26 protein-coding genes are annotated in these 23,004 nt (G+C 37.2%); 10 read left to right on the plus strand and 16 right to left on the minus strand.

Annotation, left to right across the window (positions count from 1 at the left end; all coding sequences use genetic code 11):
• Nucleotides 1-30: 30 nt before the first annotated feature.
• A complete protein-coding gene (locus tag EYB29_RS00900) occupies nucleotides 31-801 on the minus strand; it encodes a class I SAM-dependent methyltransferase (RefSeq protein WP_166626294.1) in 771 nt (256 codons plus the stop codon).
• Between the two features lie 88 nt (nucleotides 802-889).
• Here EYB29_RS00900 and EYB29_RS00905 point away from each other — a divergent pair, with 88 nt between their 5' ends.
• A complete protein-coding gene (locus EYB29_RS00905) occupies nucleotides 890-1,438 on the plus strand; it encodes a DUF4256 domain-containing protein (protein ID WP_026865859.1) in 549 nt (182 codons plus the stop codon).
• A gap of 24 nt (nucleotides 1,439-1,462) precedes the next feature.
• Here EYB29_RS00905 and EYB29_RS00910 read toward each other — a convergent pair whose 3' ends face one another.
• Entirely contained in the window at nucleotides 1,463-1,807 is a 345-nt protein-coding gene (locus EYB29_RS00910) for a DUF488 domain-containing protein (RefSeq protein ID WP_026865860.1), read from the minus strand.
• Between the two features lie 52 nt (nucleotides 1,808-1,859).
• Nucleotides 1,860-3,284, minus strand: coding sequence for an APC family permease (locus EYB29_RS00915; RefSeq protein WP_166626295.1), 1,425 nt, complete (start codon nucleotides 3,282-3,284; stop codon nucleotides 1,860-1,862).
• Between the two features lie 110 nt (nucleotides 3,285-3,394).
• Between EYB29_RS00915 and EYB29_RS00920 the strand changes: the two genes are divergently transcribed.
• From EYB29_RS00920 to EYB29_RS00935, 4 genes are all read left to right on the plus strand, one after another.
• Nucleotides 3,395-3,931, plus strand: coding sequence for a helix-hairpin-helix domain-containing protein (locus EYB29_RS00920; RefSeq protein ID WP_026865862.1), 537 nt, complete (start codon nucleotides 3,395-3,397; stop codon nucleotides 3,929-3,931).
• Between the two features lie 60 nt (nucleotides 3,932-3,991).
• On the plus strand, nucleotides 3,992-4,456 hold the full coding sequence (locus tag EYB29_RS00925; protein ID WP_026865863.1) for an SRPBCC family protein: 465 nt from the start codon (nucleotides 3,992-3,994) through the stop codon (nucleotides 4,454-4,456).
• A gap of 154 nt (nucleotides 4,457-4,610) precedes the next feature.
• Complete coding sequence (locus EYB29_RS00930) at nucleotides 4,611-4,814, plus strand: helix-turn-helix transcriptional regulator (protein WP_026865864.1); 204 nt, start codon at nucleotides 4,611-4,613, stop codon at nucleotides 4,812-4,814.
• Nucleotides 4,814-5,506 carry a DUF3169 family protein gene (locus EYB29_RS00935; RefSeq protein WP_026865865.1) on the plus strand — a complete coding sequence of 231 codons (693 nt, stop codon included), beginning with the start codon at nucleotides 4,814-4,816 and terminating at the stop codon, nucleotides 5,504-5,506. The genes EYB29_RS00930 and EYB29_RS00935 overlap by 1 nt, the downstream gene beginning before the upstream one ends.
• A 109-nt stretch (nucleotides 5,507-5,615) precedes the next feature.
• On the opposite strand, the gene hisIE is transcribed toward EYB29_RS00935, so the two are convergent.
• From hisIE to EYB29_RS00975, 8 genes are read right to left on the minus strand one after another with little or no spacing between them, the layout of a single operon-like run.
• The gene (hisIE, locus tag EYB29_RS00940; RefSeq protein ID WP_026865866.1) at nucleotides 5,616-6,239 is read right to left on the minus strand and encodes a bifunctional phosphoribosyl-AMP cyclohydrolase/phosphoribosyl-ATP diphosphatase HisIE; all 624 of its coding nucleotides are present in this window, start codon (nucleotides 6,237-6,239) and stop codon (nucleotides 5,616-5,618) included.
• Complete coding sequence (gene hisF / locus EYB29_RS00945) at nucleotides 6,239-7,000, minus strand: imidazole glycerol phosphate synthase subunit HisF (protein WP_166626296.1); 762 nt, start codon at nucleotides 6,998-7,000, stop codon at nucleotides 6,239-6,241. The genes hisIE and hisF overlap by 1 nt, the downstream gene beginning before the upstream one ends.
• Nucleotides 6,997-7,698, minus strand: a complete 702-nt coding sequence (locus EYB29_RS00950) for a HisA/HisF-related TIM barrel protein (RefSeq protein ID WP_026865868.1) — start codon at nucleotides 7,696-7,698, stop codon at nucleotides 6,997-6,999. The genes hisF and EYB29_RS00950 overlap by 4 nt, the downstream gene beginning before the upstream one ends.
• Nucleotides 7,699-7,713: 15 nt before the next feature.
• Complete coding sequence (gene hisB, locus EYB29_RS00955; protein ID WP_166626297.1) at nucleotides 7,714-8,298, minus strand: imidazoleglycerol-phosphate dehydratase HisB; 585 nt, start codon at nucleotides 8,296-8,298, stop codon at nucleotides 7,714-7,716.
• Nucleotides 8,291-9,280 (minus strand): pyridoxal phosphate-dependent aminotransferase, encoded by a 990-nt coding sequence (locus EYB29_RS00960; protein ID WP_051220428.1) that lies wholly within the window; start codon nucleotides 9,278-9,280, stop codon nucleotides 8,291-8,293. Before EYB29_RS00960 ends, hisB begins: the two co-directional genes overlap by 8 nt.
• A gap of 4 nt (nucleotides 9,281-9,284) precedes the next feature.
• Complete coding sequence (gene hisD / locus EYB29_RS00965; protein WP_166626298.1) at nucleotides 9,285-10,514, minus strand: histidinol dehydrogenase; 1,230 nt, start codon at nucleotides 10,512-10,514, stop codon at nucleotides 9,285-9,287.
• On the minus strand, nucleotides 10,511-11,116 hold the full coding sequence (gene hisG / locus EYB29_RS00970) for an ATP phosphoribosyltransferase (protein WP_166626299.1): 606 nt from the start codon (nucleotides 11,114-11,116) through the stop codon (nucleotides 10,511-10,513). The genes hisD and hisG overlap by 4 nt, the downstream gene beginning before the upstream one ends.
• Complete coding sequence (locus tag EYB29_RS00975) at nucleotides 11,113-11,925, minus strand: ATP phosphoribosyltransferase regulatory subunit (protein ID WP_166626300.1); 813 nt, start codon at nucleotides 11,923-11,925, stop codon at nucleotides 11,113-11,115. Before EYB29_RS00975 ends, hisG begins: the two co-directional genes overlap by 4 nt.
• A gap of 141 nt (nucleotides 11,926-12,066) precedes the next feature.
• On the opposite strand from EYB29_RS00975, the gene EYB29_RS00980 reads away from it, so the two are divergent.
• On the plus strand, nucleotides 12,067-12,354 hold the full coding sequence (locus EYB29_RS00980; RefSeq protein ID WP_026865873.1) for a YerC/YecD family TrpR-related protein: 288 nt from the start codon (nucleotides 12,067-12,069) through the stop codon (nucleotides 12,352-12,354).
• A 41-nt stretch (nucleotides 12,355-12,395) separates the two neighbouring features.
• Here the strand turns inward: EYB29_RS00980 and EYB29_RS00985 are convergent, their stop codons facing one another.
• Nucleotides 12,396-13,058: a PepSY domain-containing protein gene (locus EYB29_RS00985; RefSeq protein WP_166626301.1), complete on the minus strand. Its 663-nt coding sequence runs from the start codon at nucleotides 13,056-13,058 to the stop codon at nucleotides 12,396-12,398.
• 141 nt (nucleotides 13,059-13,199) lie between these two features.
• Here EYB29_RS00985 and EYB29_RS00990 point away from each other — a divergent pair, with 141 nt between their 5' ends.
• Both EYB29_RS00990 and EYB29_RS00995 read left to right on the plus strand, forming a co-directional pair.
• A complete protein-coding gene (locus tag EYB29_RS00990; protein WP_305793596.1) occupies nucleotides 13,200-15,161 on the plus strand; it encodes a fructose-1,6-bisphosphatase in 1,962 nt (653 codons plus the stop codon).
• Between the two features lie 63 nt (nucleotides 15,162-15,224).
• Entirely contained in the window at nucleotides 15,225-16,073 is an 849-nt protein-coding gene (locus EYB29_RS00995) for an aldo/keto reductase (RefSeq protein ID WP_371807489.1), read from the plus strand.
• A 31-nt stretch (nucleotides 16,074-16,104) separates the two neighbouring features.
• Here EYB29_RS00995 and EYB29_RS01000 read toward each other — a convergent pair whose 3' ends face one another.
• Together EYB29_RS01000 and EYB29_RS01005 are read right to left on the minus strand one after the other, a co-directional pair.
• Nucleotides 16,105-17,622 (minus strand): ABC transporter permease/substrate-binding protein, encoded by a 1,518-nt coding sequence (locus EYB29_RS01000; protein WP_166626302.1) that lies wholly within the window; start codon nucleotides 17,620-17,622, stop codon nucleotides 16,105-16,107.
• The gene (locus EYB29_RS01005) at nucleotides 17,619-18,563 is read right to left on the minus strand and encodes an ABC transporter ATP-binding protein (RefSeq protein ID WP_166626303.1); all 945 of its coding nucleotides are present in this window, start codon (nucleotides 18,561-18,563) and stop codon (nucleotides 17,619-17,621) included. Before EYB29_RS01005 ends, EYB29_RS01000 begins: the two co-directional genes overlap by 4 nt.
• 132 nt (nucleotides 18,564-18,695) lie before the next feature.
• On the opposite strand from EYB29_RS01005, the gene EYB29_RS01010 reads away from it, so the two are divergent.
• On the plus strand, nucleotides 18,696-20,057 hold the full coding sequence (locus EYB29_RS01010; protein ID WP_166626304.1) for an aldehyde dehydrogenase: 1,362 nt from the start codon (nucleotides 18,696-18,698) through the stop codon (nucleotides 20,055-20,057).
• Nucleotides 20,058-20,093: 36 nt separating this feature from the next.
• Nucleotides 20,094-20,750 carry an SDR family oxidoreductase gene (locus EYB29_RS01015; protein ID WP_026865880.1) on the plus strand — a complete coding sequence of 219 codons (657 nt, stop codon included), beginning with the start codon at nucleotides 20,094-20,096 and terminating at the stop codon, nucleotides 20,748-20,750.
• Between the two features lie 51 nt (nucleotides 20,751-20,801).
• Here the strand turns inward: EYB29_RS01015 and EYB29_RS01020 are convergent, their stop codons facing one another.
• Both EYB29_RS01020 and EYB29_RS01025 read right to left on the minus strand, forming a co-directional pair.
• Nucleotides 20,802-22,208: a YfcC family protein gene (locus EYB29_RS01020; protein ID WP_166626305.1), complete on the minus strand. Its 1,407-nt coding sequence runs from the start codon at nucleotides 22,206-22,208 to the stop codon at nucleotides 20,802-20,804.
• Between the two features lie 114 nt (nucleotides 22,209-22,322).
• Complete coding sequence (locus tag EYB29_RS01025) at nucleotides 22,323-23,003, minus strand: ABC transporter ATP-binding protein (RefSeq protein WP_166626306.1); 681 nt, start codon at nucleotides 23,001-23,003, stop codon at nucleotides 22,323-22,325.
• Nucleotide 23,004: the final 1 nt, after the last annotated feature.

The following is a 23,004-nucleotide window of genomic DNA, read 5'->3' on the forward strand; positions in this document are numbered from 1 at the left end:
ATTTTATAATAATACATCGTGAATTTTTTGTCAAACTTCTATGATTCCATAATGAAACTTACTCGATTTTCTTTTAACTTGTTTAAAGCCTAATGCTTCAAACCTAGGACTTCTGTAGTGATCTTTAAGAATCACTTTTTTTTTTGCCACTCTCTGTGCCTCTTCTACAGCTTTAGTCGTTAGACCTTGATTTGCTACAGTAGCAATAGCCTGTATTCCTTGTGACTCCTCTATTTCTGTTGAAAACATCGGGTCGAAATATACGATATCTATACTGGAATCCTCAAGGTTTTCTAAATATTTTACATGATCACTATGGATGACTTCTATTTGCCTCATACTGCTTATAATTTCATCTAAGTGACTTTTATATTGATTCATTCCTTCTTTTAACATGACATAGAGTGAAAAGTCTTTCTCAATGGCATACACTTTTCCTGTCTGACCAACTGCCATTCCTGCAATAATGCTGTCAGCCCCGAGGCCTGCTGTACAATCAAGAAATGTCATTCCTTGGTCTAGCCTCGATGTTTCAACTAAGGCATCAACTTCACCTTTAATGATGCGTTTCGCCCTAACCATAGCAAAGTTTGGGTGATAGACAATCGGTTTTTCTACGCCTGACAGCTTAATACTGATACTGTCTGAACTTACAACCAATATATCGTCGTTATATCGTTCCTCTATAGCTGATATAGAGCGTTTCTCTCTATTTACAAATACCAGTTTGTAACGCGTAGCGATGTCTATTGCTAAAGACAAAGTTTCCTGTGAATAACGACCTGCAGTTGTCACAATCATCGCCAAGACCCCTATCAAAATTGTTTATGTATGTATTTTATCATGGTAATATATTTTTATAGTACTAATAACGAAAAGAGGCTATCCAATGACATTAAAACAAGAGCTAAATGCTGAAGAAAAAGAAACGTTAATTGCCAAACTAAAATCTCGTTTTGATACTCACCAAGAAAGACATGAGTCTTTATCATTTGAAGATATTGAATCTCGTCTTGACGACAAAAAACTTGTAACACTTTACAACATGGAAGTCACTGAAGGTGAACCCGATGTCATTGTTTTAGACGGTGAGCTCCATTTTGTAGATTGTTCTAAAGAGAGCCCTAAAGGTAGACGTAGCGTTTGCTATGACCGCCAAGCTTTAGAAGCGCGTAAAAAGTATAAACCTGATAACTCGGCTGTCGATCTCGCTAATGAGATTGGTATAGAGATTCTAAGTGAAGATGATTACAGAACCCTACAAGAAGTTGGAGAATTTGACCTTAAATCATCTAGTTGGATTGTTACACCTGAAAAAATCCGTTTCCTAGGTGGTGCACTCTTCTCTGACCGACGTTACGATAGTATCTTCGTATACCACAATGGCGCAGATTCGTATTATGGCGCTAGAGGGTTTAGAGGAAAACTTAAAATATAAAAAAGAGGGAGACTCCCTCTTTTTTCATTTGTCATCAATTATTTCTTTTAAGACTACAGCTTGATTGTAATGTTCATCTTTTGCTGCATATAAAAGTGTCACATTATGACCATCTGAGTCATTCCGAATCTCAGCGATAAGATCTCCCTTATCCTTCAACTCTTCTTCATATTTCTCTTTAAATTCTTTCCATTTATCTACATCGTGATTAAACCATTTTCTAAGTTCAGTAGAAGGTGCCAATTCTTTATACCATTCATCGAGTTCTAAATCTTCCTTCTTAATGCCTCTTGGCCAAACTCGGTCTACAAGAATTCTTTTACCGTCTTGGGTGGAAATATCATCATACACTCTCTTTAGTTTTAACATATGACTACCAACTCCTAAAAAATATGCTACTCACTATATACCCATTCCTATATTATTTTTCGTCATCATTACCTTTATTTAGAATTAAAAAGTCCAATTCTTCTTTAGACAATGATTTCAAGGTCTTGTATTTAAATGCAAAGAATATAGTACCTAAGATTACCCACATTAATAAGGCATAATATGACGGTGCCGAAAGTGCCGCTGGTGATCCTGGGTATAATAATAACACTAAGAACACTAATGAGATGATGACACCTAGAACACCGAATATGACATATACAATGTTTTTACTTTCTGGTTTGGAGAAGTATTTTACTGCGACTGCACTCGTAGCTAAGAAAGCAATAGAGACACCAACAGAAGACATATCTACAATCCAGTTTAAAGCAGTTCTTCCTAGCCATGGAGCAACAAGACAAACGATTAGAACGAATAACACTGCGTAGTGTGGCGTCTTGTTTTTCTTGTGCACCTTAGCAAATATTGCCGGTACAAATTGTGCACGTCCCAGTGCAAAAATTAAACGTGATGATGACATATAGAAACCGTTGAGACCAGTAAAGACACCAAAAGTTATGGCAAATGTTAAAAACATCAACCCAATTATACCCATGGAGTTTTGGATGACTGAACCAGTTACCCAAACTGCACCGTCCATAGAATTCTGATCCGGGTAAATCCATGATGTTACTAAGATCATTGCGACATAAGTAATGATAGATGCGATGATTCCAAACACAATAAGTTTAAAGGTTTTATCTGCACTAAATTTAAACTCTTCTGCTGCCTGTGGAATGTTATCAAAACCAACATACATCCACGGCGCTATTGCAACAATTAGAATGATGGACTTCCAAACACCGTCTGTTTCATGGAAAAGTGGCTGTGCATTCTCAAATGAGAATTCTCCGACGAAGAAAGACAATACAAATAATCCAGCTACAACTAAAGCCATAAACAAACAGAATATAAATTGAAGGTTTCCTGAAAGTCCTGAACCCTTCATACTAATCCAAGCAAAGATGATCAATATCACGGTGGATAAAATCACTTCCATAATATAAACGTCCCAGCCCGCTATCGTATAAAGGTAACCGACTTCTAAGAAGTCTGGTAAGACAAATTTAAAAAGTAAACTAAAGGCACTGGCATTCAGTGCGACGACACATATGTAACCGAGTACCAAGAACCATGAAGCAATAAAAGCTGCAAATTTACCAAATCCAGCATAGGTAAATGCAAATTCACCACCTGATACCGGGAATTTTGCCGTGAGTGCGCCGTAACCTACTGCAATGATGAGCATCAATATACCACCGATTGTAATACCTAACGTTGCCCCAAGTGTTCCTGATGAAATCAACCAATCGCCTGGTAGTATAAAGGCCCCCCAACCAATAGAAGAACCATAGGCTATCGCCCAAATAAATCGTTTTGACATCGTACTTTCTAATTCAGTCCGTTTCTCAGACATTTCTTTGACCCCTCTTGTTTTAAGTTTTTACTTGTGGTCAAGTATGTCATAATATGCTTGAAGTCGCTACATCTTTAATAAATTTATGACAATTTTAGGGAGGATTTGACATGACTTTACCAAAGATCGGAAAGCCCGCTACAAATGCCCTCGCCAACATCGGAGTCACTGAATTAAAACATGTTTCAAAAATCGACGAGGATAACCTCCAGAAAATTCACGGTGTCGGACCGAAAGCCATTAAAATTTTAAAGACGGCTTTAGCTGAAGAAAATTTAAATTTCAAAGTGCTAGAACCCTTACCATTTAGGACACCTTTTGCGGTTATGGGGTCTTTATCTTGTAACAATGCACCTAAAAGAGAAATACTACGGGATTTTGTGATTGGTGTTCATGCTAACCAGCCAACTTCGATTCGTCATTTACACACAGATGATTGTGATTTTGAGTTTTTTACTGACGTAGAATCGATCAGCAGTTTAGAGATTGACCATTTAATCACTCACGGTAAGGAAGGGGCCGCTTCAAGTATTACCACTTTAAAATCAGGAGAAAAATTGTCCTACGCCTATATATTCGAATTTGAAAATAGTAAAAAAGAAGCAAGAATTAAAAAAGTTTCAATTTATTTTCAAGCTGACTGTTAGTCACATAAAAATTCGGGTATTACTAAATAATACTTTAGAGAATAATTGAGGTGAAAATCAATGCAGGTGTCATATCACACAGATCACGACAGCGCATACCAAAAATTGATAACCGATGTTGCTGCTCGCCCTGACGATATTTTTCCACTACTCGGAACAACTTTAGGTGTTCAACAATGGTTTCCAGAACTCTCAGTTCGTGGTGGTGATGTAATTACTTTCGGCCACGGAACACAGGATGAAGAGGATTGTGAAATCTTCAAATACGAGAATCCTAAAGTGCTTCATTTCGAATGGTATGGTGGAGAAATAGAATTTCTATTAGAGGAAAATGAAGACTCGAGCAAGATTATGCTTAACCAGAGATTGCCGTTAGATACTGAGTATCTCTCTCAAGACTTTGGAGGCTGGCAACACCACTTTAAGAGCATTAAATCAATTGCTGAAGGTGGTAAAGCTTTAGAGATGGATATGGATGAATTTGAACATACTAAAAAAGATATAGAAGCAAATTTAGATAAATAATTTTAAGGGATAATACTACGGTGTTATCCCTTTTTTACTGCCTTTATTGACAATTAATAATTACATATTGACAAATAAACTTGTCAATATGACGTGTTAATGTTACATTATGTATATCAAATCGATTTGAAATATTGATCAGTGAGGTCAAAATATGAAAACAAGACTAAGAGAATTGCGTGCTAGAGATAGGTTAAACCAAACAGAACTTGCCAAACTCGCAAAAATTTCACGACAAACAATTAGCCTAATCGAAAGAGAAGAGTATATTCCTTCTCTACTTATAGCTAAGCGGTTAGCAAATATCTTTAACGAACCAATAGAAAGTATCTTCATTTTTGAAGAGGAGGAATTATAATGAAAATGGTACTAAAATTGATTGTTGGCGCACTCATCGGTTTTGCAGGCGGTTACTTGTTAATTGAAGCTTTATATGGAAATATTAATAATATTTATATGGATAATATTTATTACTATCTGAGTATCGTGATTGTCATTACTGCTCTAGGTTTAATGATTTATACACTCATCAAAAATTATCAATTGATTTCACGACTTAAAGGAAATAATACAGACTTTACTGATGATGAGTGGGACCGTTATAAATACAACTCATATAATATTTTGACAGTATCATCATCTTCAGCAATTATTCTCTCCTTCATTGGATTATCAATTCAACTGATGCATGCAAGAGATACATGGTTGTTGATTGCGACAGGCATTTTATTTTTAGTCTCAGTTGGCGTCAGCTTCGTGACACCTAATCTGATTCAATCTTTATTCCCTGATAGAGACTTGCCTGAACCAGGTGACAAGGATTACGCAGACAAATTGTTTAATGCATCTGATGATGGTGAAATTTATATCATGGCTAAAGCAATGTATCGTTCAACAAACTTAACGACGCTTCTACTATTTTTTGCCTTAGTAGCGATGATGTTCTATACAATTATAACTGGAGAATCACAAATTTTCTCAATCATTTTAGTCGGTATTATCTTAGTTATCAATCAAGTTAAATACTCTATTGAGATTAGAGATAAATAAAAAAGGCCTGTTAGCTATTTAAGTAGCTAACAGGTTTATTTATGAGTACATGATGCTCTGTGGTCAACGCCATCTCACCTTTGAACTTCCAGACGCTCACCACAACCTCTTACCACGTCTCTATATCATCACGTACGCTGTATTCTTGTTTTTTACCGTGTCGCTGTTCTAAATTCTCTTCAATATCTTTTAAAGTCACACTATTTTGATTTAGGAGAACTAAGAAGTGATACAATAGATCGCTAGATTCATCAATGAGCTCTTTTTTGTCTTGGTTTTTAGCAGCGATGACGACTTCCGTCATTTCTTCACCACATTTTTTGAGGATTTTATCTAGTCCCTCTTCCATTAAATACTTGGTATACGAACCTTCTTCTGGTTGTGCCATTTTTTTCTGAACAGTTTTTTCTAGTGTTTGAAGGTTGAAGTAATCGTCCCCAAAGCAACTGTTTGTTCCTGTATGGCATGTAGGTCCCTTAGGATTAACTTCAATAAGTAAGGCATCACTATCACAGTCGAGCTTCATAGATACGACTGCTTGGGTATTACCGCTCGTTTCTCCTTTTTTCCACAGGCGCTGTTTTGACCTAGAATAAAACCACACAACACCCTCTGCTTTAGTCTTTTCTAATGCCGTTTCATTCATAAAGCCATTCATTAACACTTGTTTTGTCTCACTATCCTGTAGAATTACAGAAAGCAGTCGATCATTTTTAGAGAAATCTGCCTGCATTAAATCTCCACCTCTATGCCTTCTTTTTGTAAGGATGATTTTAATTCATAAATTTCAACTTCTCCTTTGTGGAAGATGGAAGCTGCAAGTCCTGCACTTACATTTGTCTTATTAAACACATCGATAAAATCTTGGATGCTTCCAGCACCACCACTGGCAGTAACTGGAATGCTCACTGCTTCTGCTGATTTACTCAAGAAGTCATAGTCAAATCCTTGTTTCACACCATCGTGATCCATACTCGTGATTAACAGTTCACCTGCACCGAGTGATTCACATTGTTTCACCCAGTCTAAAGCATCGATATCTGCACGTTTCTTACCACCGTGTGTGAGGACGTAATACTTATCTTCTGTATCATCGTATTCTGTATCAATCGCCACAACGATCTTGTCACTACCAAATTTCTTAGAAGCTTCTGTAACGAAAGCTGGATTGGCTACAGCTGCTGAGTTTATGCTCACTTTATCTGCACCAGCTTCAAATAATTGTTCGATATCTTCAACAGATTGGATGCCGCCACCTATTGTGAGTGGGATTGTTAGGTCCTTAGCTGTCTCCCTAATCAGATCAAGTAATAAATCATGACCTTCTTCAGTTTTTGAAATATCTAGAAATACTAATTCATCGGCACCACTTTGATTATACTTATCTGCTAAATCCTTTGGATTACCGATATCTTCTAAATCTACGAAGTTAACACCTTTCACTACTCTACCGTCTTTTACATCTAAGCATGGAATAATCTTTTTCTTTGTCATGTAATGTCCTCCCAAAATTCATCTTTGTGACTCGCTTTACCTACAATCGCTTCGGTAATACCTAGTGATTCTAGACGATCTAAATCACGCTTATCTCTCACACCGCCACTTGCAACAACTTTGTGCTTAGTTAGATGATTAATTCTTTCAGTGTTCAGAAAATTAGGTCCAAGCCCCATACCGTCCTTATTAATATCGGTATATATGACACCCGCAAGTTCAAGGTTTTCAATTTGCTTTAGATATTCATCAATCGTAATTCCTGAGTTTTCAGTCCAACCGTTGATATAGATATCATTCTCTCTCGCATCAACACCGACAAAGATTTTCCTGGGAAATTTTAATGTAATATCCTTCAACCACGGAATATCCACAATGGCTCTAGTCCCTAAAATAAAGTAGTCTACCCCCATTTCGTGGTATTTTTCAATCATTTCTAATGAACGAAGTCCACCGCCAATTTCCAAAGGTTTGGAGGATAAAGATCTCAGATGGCTCACTAGATTCGATTCCTTAGATTCTTGATGGAGGGCACCCATCAAGTCGACAATATGAATCCGAGAAACCGAATCAAAGCTTTGGTAGAAACGAAGTGCCTCTTCTGGCGTTCTTTTCATAGCTGTTTTTTTATCGTAATCACCTTGTGATAGCCTGACATTATTGCCATCAATCAGGTCGATTGCAGGTACAATATTCATAGTGACAGTCCTTTCTTATTCGATGACGCCTTTAGATGATGGAATTCCCGAATTCGTTGGTGACAATGCAATTTTTAAACTGCGTGCAAATGCTTTAAATATTGCTTCTATTTCATGGTGTGAGTTACCTCGCTTAAGTAAATCAATGTGCAGTGTCATACGACTATTCATCGCTACTGCATTGAACAATTCCTCAACGAGCTCAGTATCAAAGTCTCCGGTTTTTTCTCTTGAAAATTCCGCTCTGAAACTCAAGAATGGTCGTCCTGATAAGTCGAGCACAACGCGTGCCAGTGATTCATCCATTGGTAAGTACATAGATCCATATCTAAGGTAACTCTGTTGATCTACGTATATTTCTCTAATCAATTGTCCTAAGACAATACCAATATCTTCTACAGTGTGGTGGGCATCAATATGGAGGTCACCTTCTGCTTTTACGTTCAGGTATATTTCTGAGTGAAAGCTAAACAGGGTCAACATGTGGTCAAAGAAACCTACGCCTGTATTGATATTAGATTCCTTGAAATCCCTTTTTGGATCCATAACAATTTCAAGCTTTGTTTCTTTTGTATCTCTCACTTTTTTATATTCAGTCATTCGCTTCACCCCACTTAGTGATCAGGGCTCTAAGTTCGTCTACAGCTGTCTCGTCGACAATTGAGAACCTCGCCACATTGGATAGTTGTTGGTCCTCTTCATATACTCGACCTTTAAAGCCATTTTCAAGTAAATAATTGTATAAGTCTTTTGCCTTATCACCATATACAAAGACAAAATTCGTATGTGATGGTTTAATTCTGACGTGTCGACGCACGATTTCAAAGCTATCGACCAATTTTTGATGAAGTTCTTTTTGATAGTTAAACCATTCATCTAGTTTCTCTTCGTCATTTAAGAGTGCATTGGCTAAGACTAGAGAAAGACTATTCAAGGGATAAGGATGATTAATCTTGGTGATTTTATCGAAAGCTTCTCCTTTTGCAATGGCGATACCGATTCTTAGGCCGGCAAGACCGTACACTTTACTAAGCGTTCTTAAGATGATGACGTGGTCGCCTGTTGGCAATTCTCGATCCAAAGCAAACTCTCCGTACGCCTCATCTATAACAAGGTAACCTCCAACAGCCTTCATCGCATCGGCTAACTGTTTCATCGCATAAGATGGTAATAGGACGCCTGTTGGATTATGAGGATTTGATATAAAGAAGACGGATGGTTTTTTATCTTGTATTGCCCTAACTGCCGCATCAAAATCAAAAGAAAAATCTCCTCTTGAAGCGACTGAGTAAAATCGAATACCCACTTGATTTGTATAGACTTGGTACATAAAGAAGTCCGGCTTAAAGGACATCACACCACTCTGACCAAGTGTCATTACAATTTTTTGAATCCATTCATCTGAGCCATTTGCAACTTCGATTTGATTCCTATTAAATCTATTTCTTTTAGCATAAAGTGTCTTAAATTTTTCAAGTTCTTCCTCTGAATATGTTTCAATATTTGCTTGTTCAACCGCCTTATTAATCATGTCTTTTGTTAGCGGTGATTTTGGGGATGTGTTTCTATCCATACTGATCATGCGCTCACTCCATTCTAATATTCAAAGATTCTCCGTGTGCGAATAGCCCTTCTTTGTCAGCCAACAACTTAGCAGGTTGACTAATCTCATCATAAGTCTCTTTCTTTAAATTAATAATGGCATGACTAGTCAGACAGTCATTGACATTGAGACCATGACTAAAGCGACCTGTTCTGTTCGTTGGAAGCACATGGGATGGGCCTGCGGCATAATCACCGATTGCTTCTGGTGAATATTGCCCGATAAACACCGCACCTGCGTAAGAAATTTCACTTGCAATGGACTTAGCATCTTGATGCTGGATCGATACGTGTTCCGGTGCAATATAGTCGATAACTTGTTTTAAATTTTCTCTAGTATCGACAATTTGCCAGTGATTATTTTTAAGAGAGCCTTTAATTACATCTGCTCTTTCTTGTTCGTCTACCAAGCGATTCACTTCAGCTTCTACACCTTCGATCACTGACTCACTTTCAGCGATGAGGAAGGTACGTGCATTAACGTCATGTTCTGCTTGAGCAAAAATATCATAAGCAATTGCAGTATAGTCTGCACTCTCATCCACATAGAGTAGAATCTCACTAGGTCCAGCAACCATATCAATCCCGACATCACCAAACAATAATTTTTTTGCAAGTGCTACATACTTATTCCCTGGCCCGACAATCTTATCCACTTTTGGAATAGATTTTGTACCATAAGCTAAAGCAGCAATCGCCTGAGCACCGCCGATACGGTATACGTCTTTTACACCAGCGACATATAAGGCTCCAAAAGTAATGTTGTTATCAGAGAAAGTTGGCGTTACAACGGCGATATTACTTACCCCTGCAACCATGGCAGGTACTGCTGTCATGAGTACACTGGACGGGTAAAGTGCGCTACCACCTGGAATGTAAATACCGATACTTTCTATCGGTTTGTAGACATAAGAGAATTCATCGCCTTCGACATCCTTATATTTAATTGACTCCTGATATTCACTAATTCGGTCTTTGATAGATATCAGGGCATTCTTTTCTTCTTCAGTTAAAGCATCAAAACTATTCTTTAAGCTCTCTTCTGGCACTTTAAAATCTTCTATTTCCACACCGTCAAAAGCTTTCGTATATTTCTTTAGTGCCTCATCGTTATATATTTTTACATCGTTGATAATGTCTAGAACCGACTTCAAGCTGTCACTATCATCTTGTGTCGACGTAGAAAAACGTTCTATAAACTGCTCGGCATTCATTCAATCACTCCAATTTCGCTTAAGAATTCGTAGATGTCATCCTCTTTTGTATAAAAGGTTTGCTTATTCGCAATCAATCTTGCTTGAACATCTAATATCTTTTGATATTCAATTAAACCGTTATCTCTTAAAGTACTACCTGTCTGTACAATATCCACTATCCCATCTGCTAGACCCAGTATTGGAGCCAGTTCGACAGATCCATTTAAATGAATGAGAGATATCGCCTGTTGTTCATCATTAAAGAATTTTCTTGCAATATTAATATACTTAGAGGCAATCGTCACAAAACGTTCTATATTCGGTGGTCCAGCTAAGGCAAAGTGGCACTGCCCGAATGGTAGCTCAGATACGTTTAAATAAGAAAATGAATCCTCTTCTAAAATATCTGATCCAACGATGCCAATATCTGCGACACCACGTTCAACGTACACAGGAACATCTGGCCCTTTAGCAAAAATGAATCGCACATTTCCGGATGTAGTATATAAAGTCCGAGATTTTTCTTTTAATACTCCGCTGTATATATCTAAATTTTTTTCTTCTAAATATTTTATGAAATCATCAAATAATCGACCTTTTGATAATGCTACCGTAATCATAACAAGCCTCCATCAGAAAGATTTAAGCCTATGCCAAAGGCACTGCTGTTGTATTGGCCACCACTGAGTACAGGTGAGTTCGCATTGAGAAAAGCTTGGAAGTACAAGCCATTGTAATATTTTTGAGGCGAACGAAATGAAAGATCTAAAATAAATTTCGTTTCTTTATTTTGTGATTTAATAACATCTTTTACCCTCTCAATTAACTGCATTATCTCAGTGTCTCCGAAAAGCTGTTGAATCATTTCATACTGTTCACTCACCTTAGCACTGATGATCTTATATAAGTCATGGTCAGTACCCAGCACCCGCCTCAACTCTGAAATATTTTTACTGTAGACGAGTGTGCGGATATTTTCACTGAGTTTGTATTTGTCGATAAACAAATCCAAAAGCTGATCGTTGTTGATTACAAAAGTCTTAATCGTATCTTCTGTACTATTTTCTACAAACTGAATATGCATCAGTAAAGCATTGATAATGTCTTGATTTCCAGCCTTATATATTTCGACACCGGCCTGGTAGAAAGATTCATGTTCCCTTACAACCGGGCCAAAATAACCAAACTTGGTTTCATTTGAATAGTAATTGTTATTGAAATTAAGTAAAGTTCTCGTCCAATCACTGCGTATCGCGTACATTATGCTATCTCGTTCAAACACGATACTCGTCGGATGATGATTTTTATCGTCTATATAAAAAGGTTCAATCATATTCATATCGACTAAGGTAAAACCTGAGCGGTCCAATAAGTCTAAGTACGTTGTACCCAGTGCAGTTCGTTTTAGTATTAACTGATTTGCTGACATGCATATTCTCCTTTACTACTTTAGCGTGATAAAGAAATCTGATAAATTACATACTAACAAAGAACAGAAATAAGTACAACGATTTTCTTTAGATCTTTAGTATGTTAAAGTGGGATATATGAAAATACGGGAGTTGATTACATGCAAATAGATAAGTTAAAAGGTCAGGAGCTTGATGATTTGTTCGACGGTATCTTATCTCTTGAGTCAAAAGAAGACTGTTATAAATTCTTTGATGATATTTGCACGTCTAATGAACTTGTCTCGCTTAAACAACGTTTTCAAGTGGCAAAGCTCATTAATGAAGGAATGACATATTCAAAAATTCAAGAAAAAACGGGAGCATCTAGCGCGACAGTATCGCGTGTGAAACGCTGTATAGATTATGGTAGTGGTGGATATATCACCGTTTTAAGTAAAATGGAGTAACGCTATGCGTTACTCCATTAGTTCTTCTTATTTACTTATAATTAATCTTCATCATCACGTTCTGAATCTAGAATTTCAAGTGATTCTGCATCAATTGTATATTCGTAAATTTCATTTTCATACAGTAAGTCAATGTCATATTCAGCCTTACCATCATCCATTGAAAGTGTCCATTCTGAAATATCTCCGCCGCCTGCATCAGAACTTGCGACTTCAAAAGCTTCGTCAATTGAACTAACGCTAGAGTAATCTAGAATTTCTTCTTCATCGTCATCACCTTCTGAATCAGTTCTAACGTCGACGACTTCCTCTGTCTCTTGATTAATCGTTACTTCAGCTTCTTCATCTGCACTTCTTAGGTCTATTTTATACACCCAGTCCCCTCTATCTTGATCGAGCTGAACTTCGTGCAAATCACCATCGAATTCACCCTGTGCAATTTCAATAGCATCTTCAGGACTTAAATTTACATCGTCAATGGCGATTGCTTCACTGCTATTCCCTGATGAATCACTGGAAGACTCTTCTGAGCCGGAGTTATCATCGTTTGAATCATCATCTGTTTGATTATCACCTTGAGTATCTTCTACAGGTTCTGCAGGTGTGCCTGCATCGTCTGTATCTTCTTCAGAACCTCCATCACTATTACAAGCAGCTAAAGCTAATGTTGTTGCTAATGCTAGTCCAAAAATCTTCGTTTTCACCCTCGTTCCTCCTTATTCTATCTATTAATCTTTTAACCAATAATGATTCACTACAAACATGTACGGGAAATCATTTATCATTTACATGCTTATCGATATAATAGAGGTATTAATATTTGAAAAGGCTTAGGGGTGTTTAGATTGACAAATATCGATAACGACAACCAGGATTACAAGGCGCACTATTTTCAACTTTTAGCCGAGAAGTTTAATTCTGAAGAAAAAGTGGCAACTGAGATTATAAATCTTGAATCTATAATGGAATTGCCAAAGGGTACTGAGCACTTTGTCAGTGATTTACATGGTGAGTTTCAAGCTTTCCAACACGTATTAAGAAATGGTTCGGGTAATGTCAAAGTTAAAATTGACGATTTATTTAAAGACCAACTGACAACGAACGAGTTAAATGAACTTGCAGCTGTCGTCTACTATCCTGAAGAAAAACTTCAATTAGTAAAGAATGAATTTACCAATAAGGATGAATTAAATCATTGGTATAAAACTAAGGTTGAGCAATTAATTGAGTTGGTTGCTTACTCTTCTTCAAAATATACACGTTCAAAACTTAGAAAGGCCTTACCACCACAGTTCGCTTATATCATTGAGGAACTTTTATATAAGAAAGATGAAAATGATAATAAGAAACAATACTATAATAGTATTCTTAGTGAAGTAATCGGTTTAGGTCAAGCGGATAAATTAATCACTGGACTCGCTTTTAGTGTTCAAAGATTAGTTGTCGATCACCTTCATGTTGTTGGCGACATTTATGATAGAGGGCCAGAACCTGACAAGATTATGGATACGCTTATCGATTATCACTCTGTTGATATTCAATGGGGGAACCACGATGTTTTATGGATTGGTTCCTATGCCGGCTCCAAAGTGTGTCTTGCCAACATTATTCGTATCTGCGCTAGATACAATAACTTAGATATTATTGAAGATGCTTACGGTATAAATTTACGCCCTTTATTTACTTTAGCTGATAAGTACTATGGAGATAACAAGGCATTTAGACCGAAGAAAACAACTGGTAAAACATTGGATGAAGCTGAACAGTTACAGATGACCAAGGTTCAACAAGCCATTGCGATGATCCAATTTAAACTAGAGGCACCCATTATCAAGCGCCGTCCTAATTTTGAAATGGATGACCGTCTAGTACTGGAAAACATCAATTACGACACACTTGAATACACGGTTAATGGTAATGTATATCCTTTAGAAAATACTTGTTTCTCTACGATTGATCCGAATAATCCTACAGCTTTAACTGAAGATGAAGAAGATGTGATGAATACTTTACTCATCAGTGTGCAACAATCCGAGAAACTAAAACGTCATATGAGTTTCATGATGAAGAAAGGAAACTTATACCTACGTTATAACGGCAATCTATTAATTCACGGCTGTATTCCTGTAGACGAAGATAGCAATATGGAAGGTATGGAAATCGACGGTAAAACATACTATGGTCGCGAACTTCTAGATCAGTTTGAGTACTACTTACGCTACTCATTTACGCACTTAGATGACACTGATGATCTAGCCACTGACCTTGTATGGTACTTATGGAATGGTAAAAAATCTTCTCTATTTGGAAAACGTGCCATGACTACATTTGAGAGATATTTTGTAAATGATAAACCCGCTCAAAAAGAAGAGAAGAACCCATACTATTACCTTAGAGAAAAAGCCGAGTCTGCACGTATCTTCTTAGAAGAGTTCGATTTAGATCCTGATGAAGGTCATATCATCAACGGACATACGCCTGTGAAAGAAAAAGAAGGTGAGAACCCGATTAAAGCGGATGGTAAGTTTATAGTTATCGACGGTGGTTTCTCTAAAGCGTATCAATCCACAACAGGCATTGCCGGCTACACCTTGTTATATAATTCATATGGTATGCAACTTGTTGCCCACCAAGAGTTTAACTCTAAAGATAATGTACTAAATAATGAATCCGATGTACTTGCTGTTAGAAGGATTGTCGATGAAGAAGTAGAGCGTAAAAAAGTTCGGGATACGAAGACTGGTAAACGCTTGAATTACGAAATTAATATGCTGAAAGAATTAATGAAACAGAGATATCTTAACTAGAAGATAGAAACAAAATTTAAGACAAGCTGGAGTTTTTGTTAGATGATGTAATAGAGCGTAATAATGGAAGGTGATAATATGAACAGCATCCCAGAATATAATTTACATGATGGTTACAAAATTCCAGCCATTGGATTTGGCACGGTATACCTTAACGGGAAGCAAGGTGCTAAAGATATAGAAACTGCCATAAATAATGGTTACCGGTTATTAGACACTGCAATCCGTTATAGAAACGAAGGGGCTGTTGGAGAAGCTATCAGAAATACTGATGTTTCTAGAGAAGAAATATACGTGACATCTAAGCTTCGTGGTGGTTTATATGATTATGACACTGCATTAGAATCTATTGAAGAATCCTTGTTTAGAACAGGTTTGAATTATATTGACTTATTCTTATTGCACTGGCCAAATCCTAAACAAGACAAGTATGTGGAAGCTTGGAAGGCATTAATTCAAGCTCAAAAAAATGGATACGTTAGATCAATCGGTGTGTCTAACTTTGAACCAGAGCATATTGACCGTCTAGTCAATGAAACGGGTGTGAAACCTGTTATCAATCAAATAGAACTTCACCCCTACTTTATTCAAGAGAAGGTCCGTAAATATAATAAGGATAACGACATTATAACGGAAGCATGGAGTCCTTTATCACGTGCACAATCAGTAATTAATGATCCGCTTTTGCAAAAACTAGCAAAAGAAAAAGACGTCGGGCAAATTATTTTACGTTGGCATTACCAACATGGTGTCTTACCAGTACCACGTTCATCCAAACCAGAACGTCAGATAAGTAACTTAAACATCTTTGATTTTGAACTCTCTGAAGACGAGATGCATGCGATCGATCGTTTAGACCGCCTTGATGGACGTATCAACAACCAAGACCCAAATGAATATGAAGAATTCTAAAAAAAGCTGGCTCCCTAGGGAGTCAGCTTTTTTAATCTATCAGATTATTTTCTTGTAAGAATTCTTCTGCCACGTCATATGGTGCTTCGTCATCTACTGTTACGCGATAGTTCATATCTTGCATTTCCTCATCTGTAATCATGCCAGACAATTGATTTAATGGATCAATAATTTCAGGATGTTCATCTAAAAATTCTTGCTTAAAGAGTGGCGCACCTTGATATGGTGGAAATACTTGTTTGTTATCTTCCAATATAACCATATCGTACTGACGTAATTCTGCATCAGTTGCATAAGCATCCATTAAGTTAATCTCACCATTTTCAATTGCTTGGTATCTCAATTGTGGCTCCATAGTAATGACATCATTAAAGTTTAGGTCATAAGCTTCTTGAATTGCCGGGTAACCGTCTTCAACTCGGTCATTAAACTCCATAGTAAAGCCAGGTCTTATTTCATCTTCTATACTTTTTAAATCTTCGATTGTGGTTAAATTATTTTCTTCAGCAAAATCTCTTTTTACTGCTAGAGTGTAAGTGTTGTTAAACATCATAGGTTCGAGCATGGTCATATCAAATTCCGAATCTAATGCAGTGTTCGCCTGGTTGTATACCACTTCTACATCATTCGATTCTGGAGCTTCTTTTACAAGCTCTCCTAAGACTGTACCTGTAAACTCTAGGTAACCATCTATATCGTCAGATCTTAAGGCATTGAACAAGAATGAAGTTTGCCCTAAACCATCTTCAACATTCACTGTATAATCGGTTTCTTCTTCAATTAATATCTTATACATATTCGTTATAATCGCAGGCTCTGAGCCTAATTTACCTGCAATAGTAATCTCGCCATCTCTATTCGTTAATAGTGGTGCTAAGGTAACTGCTAAAATAATGACAAATATTGTACCCACTGTAATCATGGCACGTTTATAGGATAAGTTTTGTATGATTCTTAAACCGATATCAAAAATAATCGCTAACAGTGCTGCAGGTATCGCACCGATTAGAATAAGATCTGTGTTATTACGATTAATACCGAGTAGTATTAAATCACCTAAACCACCTGCACCAATTAAAGCAGCTAAGGTTGCCGTACCAATAATTAACACCATTGCTGTTCTAATACCTGCCATAATAATTGGCATAGCAATCGGTATTTCCACTTTTAATAGTCGTCTTACCGGTTTCATACCGATACCTTCAGCCGCTTCCACTAAAGACTCATCTACTTCATTAATACCTGTATAAGTATTTCTTAATACGGGCAGTAAGGCGTATATTACAAGTGCGATAATTGCCGGTACTTCACCGATACCAAATAAGGGTATCATCAAGCCTAATAGTGCTAATGACGGTATAGTCTGCATTACTGCAGCGATATTTATAACGATCTCAGCAATGCGGTCCGTCTTGGTTAAAAGTATGCCAAGTGGTACCCCAATAAGTACCGCAATTAAGAGGGCAATAAATGAAATCTGTATGTGTTCGATTAGTGTTTGTAAAAGCTCACCACGTCTCGACGATAAAGTCTCTAGAAATGTATTCATTTAACTTCACCACTTTTCCGGGCGAGATGTTGAAACACATCAGAACGCGTTAATAGTTTAGGACCGTCCTCAACTTCAACTATAACTTCATCCTGTTCAGTGAGTGCTGTAAAAACGTCATGAAGTGATTTATCTTGTGAAATATAGACGCCCTGATGTTCATTCTTAAGCACTGCTTTATTCAATACTAAATCACCTGCTTTAATATCATCAAAAGGTTCACTTTGACCACCTATAAAGGTTCTAACAAAGTCACTTTTTGGCGTCTGAATAAACTCATTTGGCGTACCAATCTGTTCAACTGCCCCTTCATTGAACAAACATAAACGGTCTGCAAGCTTGAATGCTTCAGATATATCATGCGTAACAAAGATAATGGTCTTTTTGATTTTCTCTTGTAGTTCAATTAGATCGTTCTGAAATTTTTCTCTAGTTATAGGGTCTAGTGCACTGAAAGGCTCATCCATTAAAATCACTGGAGGATCAGCAGCCAGTGCTCGAAGCACACCGATTCTTTGTTGTTGACCACCCGACAGTTCAGTCGGCTTCCTATCTCTATAAACCTCAGGGTCTAAGCCGACCATCTCTAATAATTCATCGATTCTATTTTTAATTTTTTCGTCAGACCATTTTTCCATCTGTGGGACTTGTGCAATATTTTCTGCGATTGTCATATGCGGAAAAAGCGCAATTTGTTGTAGTACATATCCCATGTCTCTACGCATTTCATAAACTTCGTAATCGCTAATTGGGTTGTCTTTAAAATATATGTATCCTTCACTCAGAGGAATTAGCCGATTAATCATTTTAAGTGTTGTCGTCTTACCACTTCCTGATGGGCCAATTAAAACAAAAAATTCTCCTTCATTTATATCAAAACTGACGTTATTCACAGCGATTTTATCACCATAACGCTTTGACACATTTTTAAAATCAATCATGACACAAAGCTCCTTTATAATTTCATATATGTTATAGATAAGTTAAACTGGTTGTAAATGTCCATACCCTAAATATCAATATCTTAAAAGATTATTCACAATATAAATATATTTTGAAAGTAGGTTTATACTATGTCAGTTGAAGCACTTGTTTTGGAACAAAGAAAATATTTCTTAAATGATTACACACGCCCTGTTGACTTTCGTGTTCGTCAACTTAGAAAATTGAGAACAGCTTTAAAAGCCAACGAGAAAATAATCCTAGACGCACTGTATGAAGATCTTGGCAAATCATCTACTGAAGCTTATATGACAGAACTCGGCATTATTTACCAGGAAATAAATTATGCAATTAAACATGTAAAGAAATGGGCGAGCCCAAAGAAAGTAAAATCTAGTGTCATGAGCTTACCAGCATCTAGTCATATTTATGCTGAACCTTATGGTGTGACCTTGATATTGTCACCATGGAATTACCCTGTAAATCTAACAATCGGTCCATTAATCGGCGCCATTGCAGCAGGCAACTGCGCTGTAGTAAAACCGTCTGAAACTAGCCCTAAGACGTCTGCAATCTTAGAAAAAATCATAAATTACACCTTTGTAGAGGAATTTGTTCATTGCTTACCGTATGACACACCCCATGATGAGGTCAACAAGCAAGATTATGATTACATCTTCTTTACTGGAAGTACAAGAATAGGTAAGGAAATTATGAGTATAGCGAGTCAAACATTGACGCCAGTTACACTTGAATTAGGTGGTAAGAGCCCCGCCATTATCGACGAAACTGCTAACATTGATGTCGCTGCTAGACGTATTGCCTGGGGTAAATTCATTAATGCAGGACAAACTTGTGTTGCACCAGATCATCTTATCATCCATGAGTCCATTAAGGATGCCTTTATTGAGCGTCTAATCGATGAAATAAATGAGCGCTATGAAGATGCAGAAAGTCGTGATGATTATCCAAAAATCATTAATAATAAGCACTTTGAAAGATTAACAGCCTTATTAGATGACCCTAAACTTATTGGGGGTAGGGTCAATGTAAAAGAGAGAAAAATTGCACCCGCTATCTTGCCTGATAGCCATTTAAATGATGATGTAATGGCAGAAGAAATTTTCGGCCCTATTTTACCGATCCTAACCTACGATAATATCGACGATTTAATCGTTCAACAACAAGCACTGCCTAATCCACTGGCAACATATATCTTTACTGAAGATAACAACACAGCAAACCTGCTGTTACAGAAATTATCTTTTGGTGGCGGTTGTGTAAATGATACACTGATGCATTTAGCCAGTCATTCTTTACCATTTGGTGGCGTCGGTGCGAGTGGTATGGGTGCCTATCACGGCAAAGCGTCATTTGATACGTTTTCACACTTTAAGAGTGTTGTCAAAAATACCACAGCAGTGGATTTCCCTGTACGATATGCACCATTTGATCAAGCAAAATCCAAGCTATTCAAACGTTTATTAGGATAAAATAGACATATCAACCTATAAGGAGTGTATGACTTTATGAGTATATTAGTTATCGGCGCCAACGGCGGTGTAGGTAAACACCTAGTTAAGCAGTTACAAGGTAAGGGCAAGACATTCACTGCAGGGGTTAGAAAAGAAGAACAAAGAGATGCCTTAAAAGATAGTGGTGTGGAATCCTTACTTATTGATGTAGACCAAGATACCATTGAAGAATTAACAGATAAGGTTTCAGGCTTTGAACAAGTCGTATTCTCTGTAGGATCAGGGGGTAGCACTGGAGCAGATAAGACAATCTCTGTCGACTTAGATGGTGCAGTTAAAACAATAGAAGCAAGCAAAAATTCAAATGTTGATCACTTCGTTATGGTATCAACTTTCGATTCAAGAAGAGAAGCATTCGATACACCAGATGCTCAGAAAATTAAACCTTATACAATTGCTAAACACCATGCAGACGAACACTTAAAACGTTCAGGATTAACACATTCAATCGTTCACCCAGGTATTCTGACTGATAACCCAGGTACAGGTAAGGTCGAGCTAGGACTCTACTTTGACGAGATCAAAGAGGTTCCACGAGAAGATATCGCAAGCGTAATATTTGAGCTTGTAGACAATGCTGACAATCGTGGTAAAGAACTTCAAATTGTTACTGGTGACCAAGATATTTCAACAGCAGTGGCTAAATTTTAATAAGAAAAAACGGGGAGAAAATCTTAGAATTTTCTCCCCGCTTTTTTAACTTTAGGACCAGCCAATTGCTTGGGCAACGATCAATGCACTTAATGATATCCCCATAAGAATTAAGAATAACGGCAGGAAGAATTTTATCCATTTATGCCATTCAACGCCTGCGATAACAAGTGCAGCCATGAAGTATCCACTTGTTGGATATAAAATATGTGCAAAGCCATCACCTAGTTGGAAAGCGAGTACAGCTGTTTGTCTTGTCACACCGAGCATATCCGATAATGGAGCCATAATTGGCATTGTTACCAATGCTTGACCAGATCCTGATGGAATGATGAAATTAATCAGTAACTGAACGAAGTACATACCTGCAGCTGCAAGAACTGGCGGTAAGTCTCCTACAACTGTTCCAAGTCCATTTACAATCGTATCCATCACTCGACCATCTTCTAATATTACTGCGATAGAGCGTGCTAAACCAATAATCACAGCACCCATTAATACGTCTCTAAAGCCTTTAGTGAAGGACTCACTAATATGTGTTAATGACATGCCTGAAACCATCCCGACTGTCACGCCCATCAGTATGAATAAACCGGCCATTTCTATCATAAACCAACCTTGAGTAATTACGCCCCATACTAAAATAATAAAGAATATGAGTACAGTGAACGCTCCAGCAATTTGTCTATTATTTGCCTTTAGTGGTTCCTGATCCGCAATTGATTTATATGATGCACGTTTCTCACTATCTTCTTCATAGACGATACTTGCCGTAGGGTTTTTTTGAACCTTTTTAGCATATCTCATAACAAATAGAATTGTTATAGTCAGTACGATCACAAACAGTATTAACCTAAAGCTTAGTCCAGAGAAGGTTGGTAATTCTGAAATGGTTTGTGCTAAACCGGTATTGACTGGATTCAATACCCCCACCGAATAACCAACAACCGTTCCACATAAGGCAATTGCTGCTGCAGTCATGGAGTCATAACCTAAGGCAATAATTAAAGGAATAATAACGGGTATGTAGACTAACGATAATTCTGCAGTTCCAATAAGTGTCGCTATTGTCGCAAATACTGTCATTAAAACAGGAATCACAAGAATACTCTTATTTGAAAACCTACGCGCGAGCTTATCAACCGCTATTTCAATAATCCCACTTTCTCTAAGCACCATGAACATTCCACCGATGATTAATGTGAAGAAGACAACTTCACCTGCATCGATTAGGCCTCGTGGTATAGCTGTCATAAACTGAACGAGGTCTGTCGGTTCAGACTCTGTGAATTGGAATGATTCAGGATCTACTGCTGTTCTCCCTTCCTCTATTTCGACTCGGTCAAATTCACCAGCTGGTATAAGATATGTAGATGCAGCTGCAACTAGACCAAATAGGAATAAAATCACGTAAATATGAGGCATCTTAAATTTTCTTTCCTTATTGTTATCCGTCATAAATTTCTCCCTTCAAACTGTTTATTACAGTTTACCTTATAATATCAACAGCGACTAAAGTAATAATATAAGAAAAAAGAGATATTTATGTTTTCATAAATATCTCTTACCCTATTAACCTTTAGTTATTTGACCATCTTTCATCTCAATTCTACGATCTGCATATTCCAACATATCCATGTCATGTGTCACCATTAACACTGTGATACCTAAATCTTGTGATAATCTTTTAATCAGTGCCATAACTTCTTCAGAACGTTTAGAGTCTAGGCTTGCTGTCGGTTCATCTGCAAACAATAACTCTGGATCATGAATGATTGCTCTCGCAATTGCTGCTCGTTGTCTCTCACCACCTGATAAATTTTCAGGATAACTATTCTTATGCTTGTACATATCCACAGCTTGAAGTATCTTATTAATTTTATTATTTTTGTCTTCTTTAGAAAGTTTGACATTTGCCGTATCAAGCATGAGCGCCAATTGTTCCCCAACAGTTAGGAATGGTACGAGATGCGCATGTTGAAAGACAAAACCAAATTTTTCTGCTCGAAGTTTTCGTATTGACCCATCATTCTTTTCAGATATTTTTTTACCTTTAAATGAAATACTACCGTTCGTTTTGTTTTGTAAACAAGCTGCAATGGTTAAAAGTGTACTTTTCCCCGAACCTGAAGGACCTGTAAGGGCCGTTAATTCACCTTCATTTAAAGTTAAGTCCACATCGTTTAATATTTTTTCTTCCCTATTTCCATTTTTAACTGCCTTATCGATATTTGTGAGTTCAAATAATACCATC

The sequence above is a fragment of the Jeotgalicoccus sp. S0W5 genome (assembly GCF_011634875.1).
Taxonomy (GTDB): Bacteria; Bacillota; Bacilli; order Staphylococcales; family Salinicoccaceae; genus Jeotgalicoccus; species Jeotgalicoccus marinus.

What these genes read in the sequence shown, in the direction of transcription:
- hisF (WP_166626296.1), bottom strand. Translation starts at nt 7,000, where the DNA reads ATGACAAAGAAAAAGATTATTCCATGCTTAGATGTAAAAGACGGTAGA.
- EYB29_RS00930 (WP_026865864.1), top strand. Translation starts at nt 4,611, where the DNA reads ATGAAAACAAGACTAAGAGAATTGCGTGCTAGAGATAGGTTAAACCAA.
- EYB29_RS01010 (WP_166626304.1), top strand. Translation starts at nt 18,696, where the DNA reads ATGTCAGTTGAAGCACTTGTTTTGGAACAAAGAAAATATTTCTTAAAT.
- EYB29_RS00910 (WP_026865860.1), bottom strand. Translation starts at nt 1,807, where the DNA reads ATGTTAAAACTAAAGAGAGTGTATGATGATATTTCCACCCAAGACGGT.
- hisIE (WP_026865866.1), bottom strand. Translation starts at nt 6,239, where the DNA reads ATGCAGGCAGATTTCTCTAAAAATGATCGACTGCTTTCTGTAATTCTA.
- EYB29_RS00960 (WP_051220428.1), bottom strand. Translation starts at nt 9,280, where the DNA reads ATGATCAGTATGGATAGAAACACATCCCCAAAATCACCGCTAACAAAA.
- EYB29_RS00905 (WP_026865859.1), top strand. Translation starts at nt 890, where the DNA reads ATGACATTAAAACAAGAGCTAAATGCTGAAGAAAAAGAAACGTTAATT.
- hisG (WP_166626299.1), bottom strand. Translation starts at nt 11,116, where the DNA reads ATGATTACGGTAGCATTATCAAAAGGTCGATTATTTGATGATTTCATA.
- EYB29_RS01000 (WP_166626302.1), bottom strand. Translation starts at nt 17,622, where the DNA reads ATGAATACATTTCTAGAGACTTTATCGTCGAGACGTGGTGAGCTTTTA.
- EYB29_RS00980 (WP_026865873.1), top strand. Translation starts at nt 12,067, where the DNA reads ATGCAAATAGATAAGTTAAAAGGTCAGGAGCTTGATGATTTGTTCGAC.
- EYB29_RS00975 (WP_166626300.1), bottom strand. Translation starts at nt 11,925, where the DNA reads ATGTCAGCAAATCAGTTAATACTAAAACGAACTGCACTGGGTACAACG.
- EYB29_RS01005 (WP_166626303.1), bottom strand. Translation starts at nt 18,563, where the DNA reads ATGATTGATTTTAAAAATGTGTCAAAGCGTTATGGTGATAAAATCGCT.
- EYB29_RS00925 (WP_026865863.1), top strand. Translation starts at nt 3,992, where the DNA reads ATGCAGGTGTCATATCACACAGATCACGACAGCGCATACCAAAAATTG.
- hisB (WP_166626297.1), bottom strand. Translation starts at nt 8,298, where the DNA reads ATGACTGAATATAAAAAAGTGAGAGATACAAAAGAAACAAAGCTTGAA.
- EYB29_RS00995 (WP_371807489.1), top strand. Translation starts at nt 15,225, where the DNA reads ATGGAAGGTGATAATATGAACAGCATCCCAGAATATAATTTACATGAT.
- EYB29_RS00950 (WP_026865868.1), bottom strand. Translation starts at nt 7,698, where the DNA reads ATGAATATTGTACCTGCAATCGACCTGATTGATGGCAATAATGTCAGG.
- hisD (WP_166626298.1), bottom strand. Translation starts at nt 10,514, where the DNA reads ATGAATGCCGAGCAGTTTATAGAACGTTTTTCTACGTCGACACAAGAT.
- EYB29_RS00915 (WP_166626295.1), bottom strand. Translation starts at nt 3,284, where the DNA reads ATGTCTGAGAAACGGACTGAATTAGAAAGTACGATGTCAAAACGATTT.
- EYB29_RS00900 (WP_166626294.1), bottom strand. Translation starts at nt 801, where the DNA reads ATGATTGTGACAACTGCAGGTCGTTATTCACAGGAAACTTTGTCTTTA.
- EYB29_RS01020 (WP_166626305.1), bottom strand. Translation starts at nt 22,208, where the DNA reads ATGACGGATAACAATAAGGAAAGAAAATTTAAGATGCCTCATATTTAC.
- EYB29_RS01015 (WP_026865880.1), top strand. Translation starts at nt 20,094, where the DNA reads ATGAGTATATTAGTTATCGGCGCCAACGGCGGTGTAGGTAAACACCTA.
- EYB29_RS01025 (WP_166626306.1), bottom strand. Translation starts at nt 23,003, where the DNA reads ATGGTATTATTTGAACTCACAAATATCGATAAGGCAGTTAAAAATGGA.
- EYB29_RS00935 (WP_026865865.1), top strand. Translation starts at nt 4,814, where the DNA reads ATGAAAATGGTACTAAAATTGATTGTTGGCGCACTCATCGGTTTTGCA.
- EYB29_RS00920 (WP_026865862.1), top strand. Translation starts at nt 3,395, where the DNA reads ATGACTTTACCAAAGATCGGAAAGCCCGCTACAAATGCCCTCGCCAAC.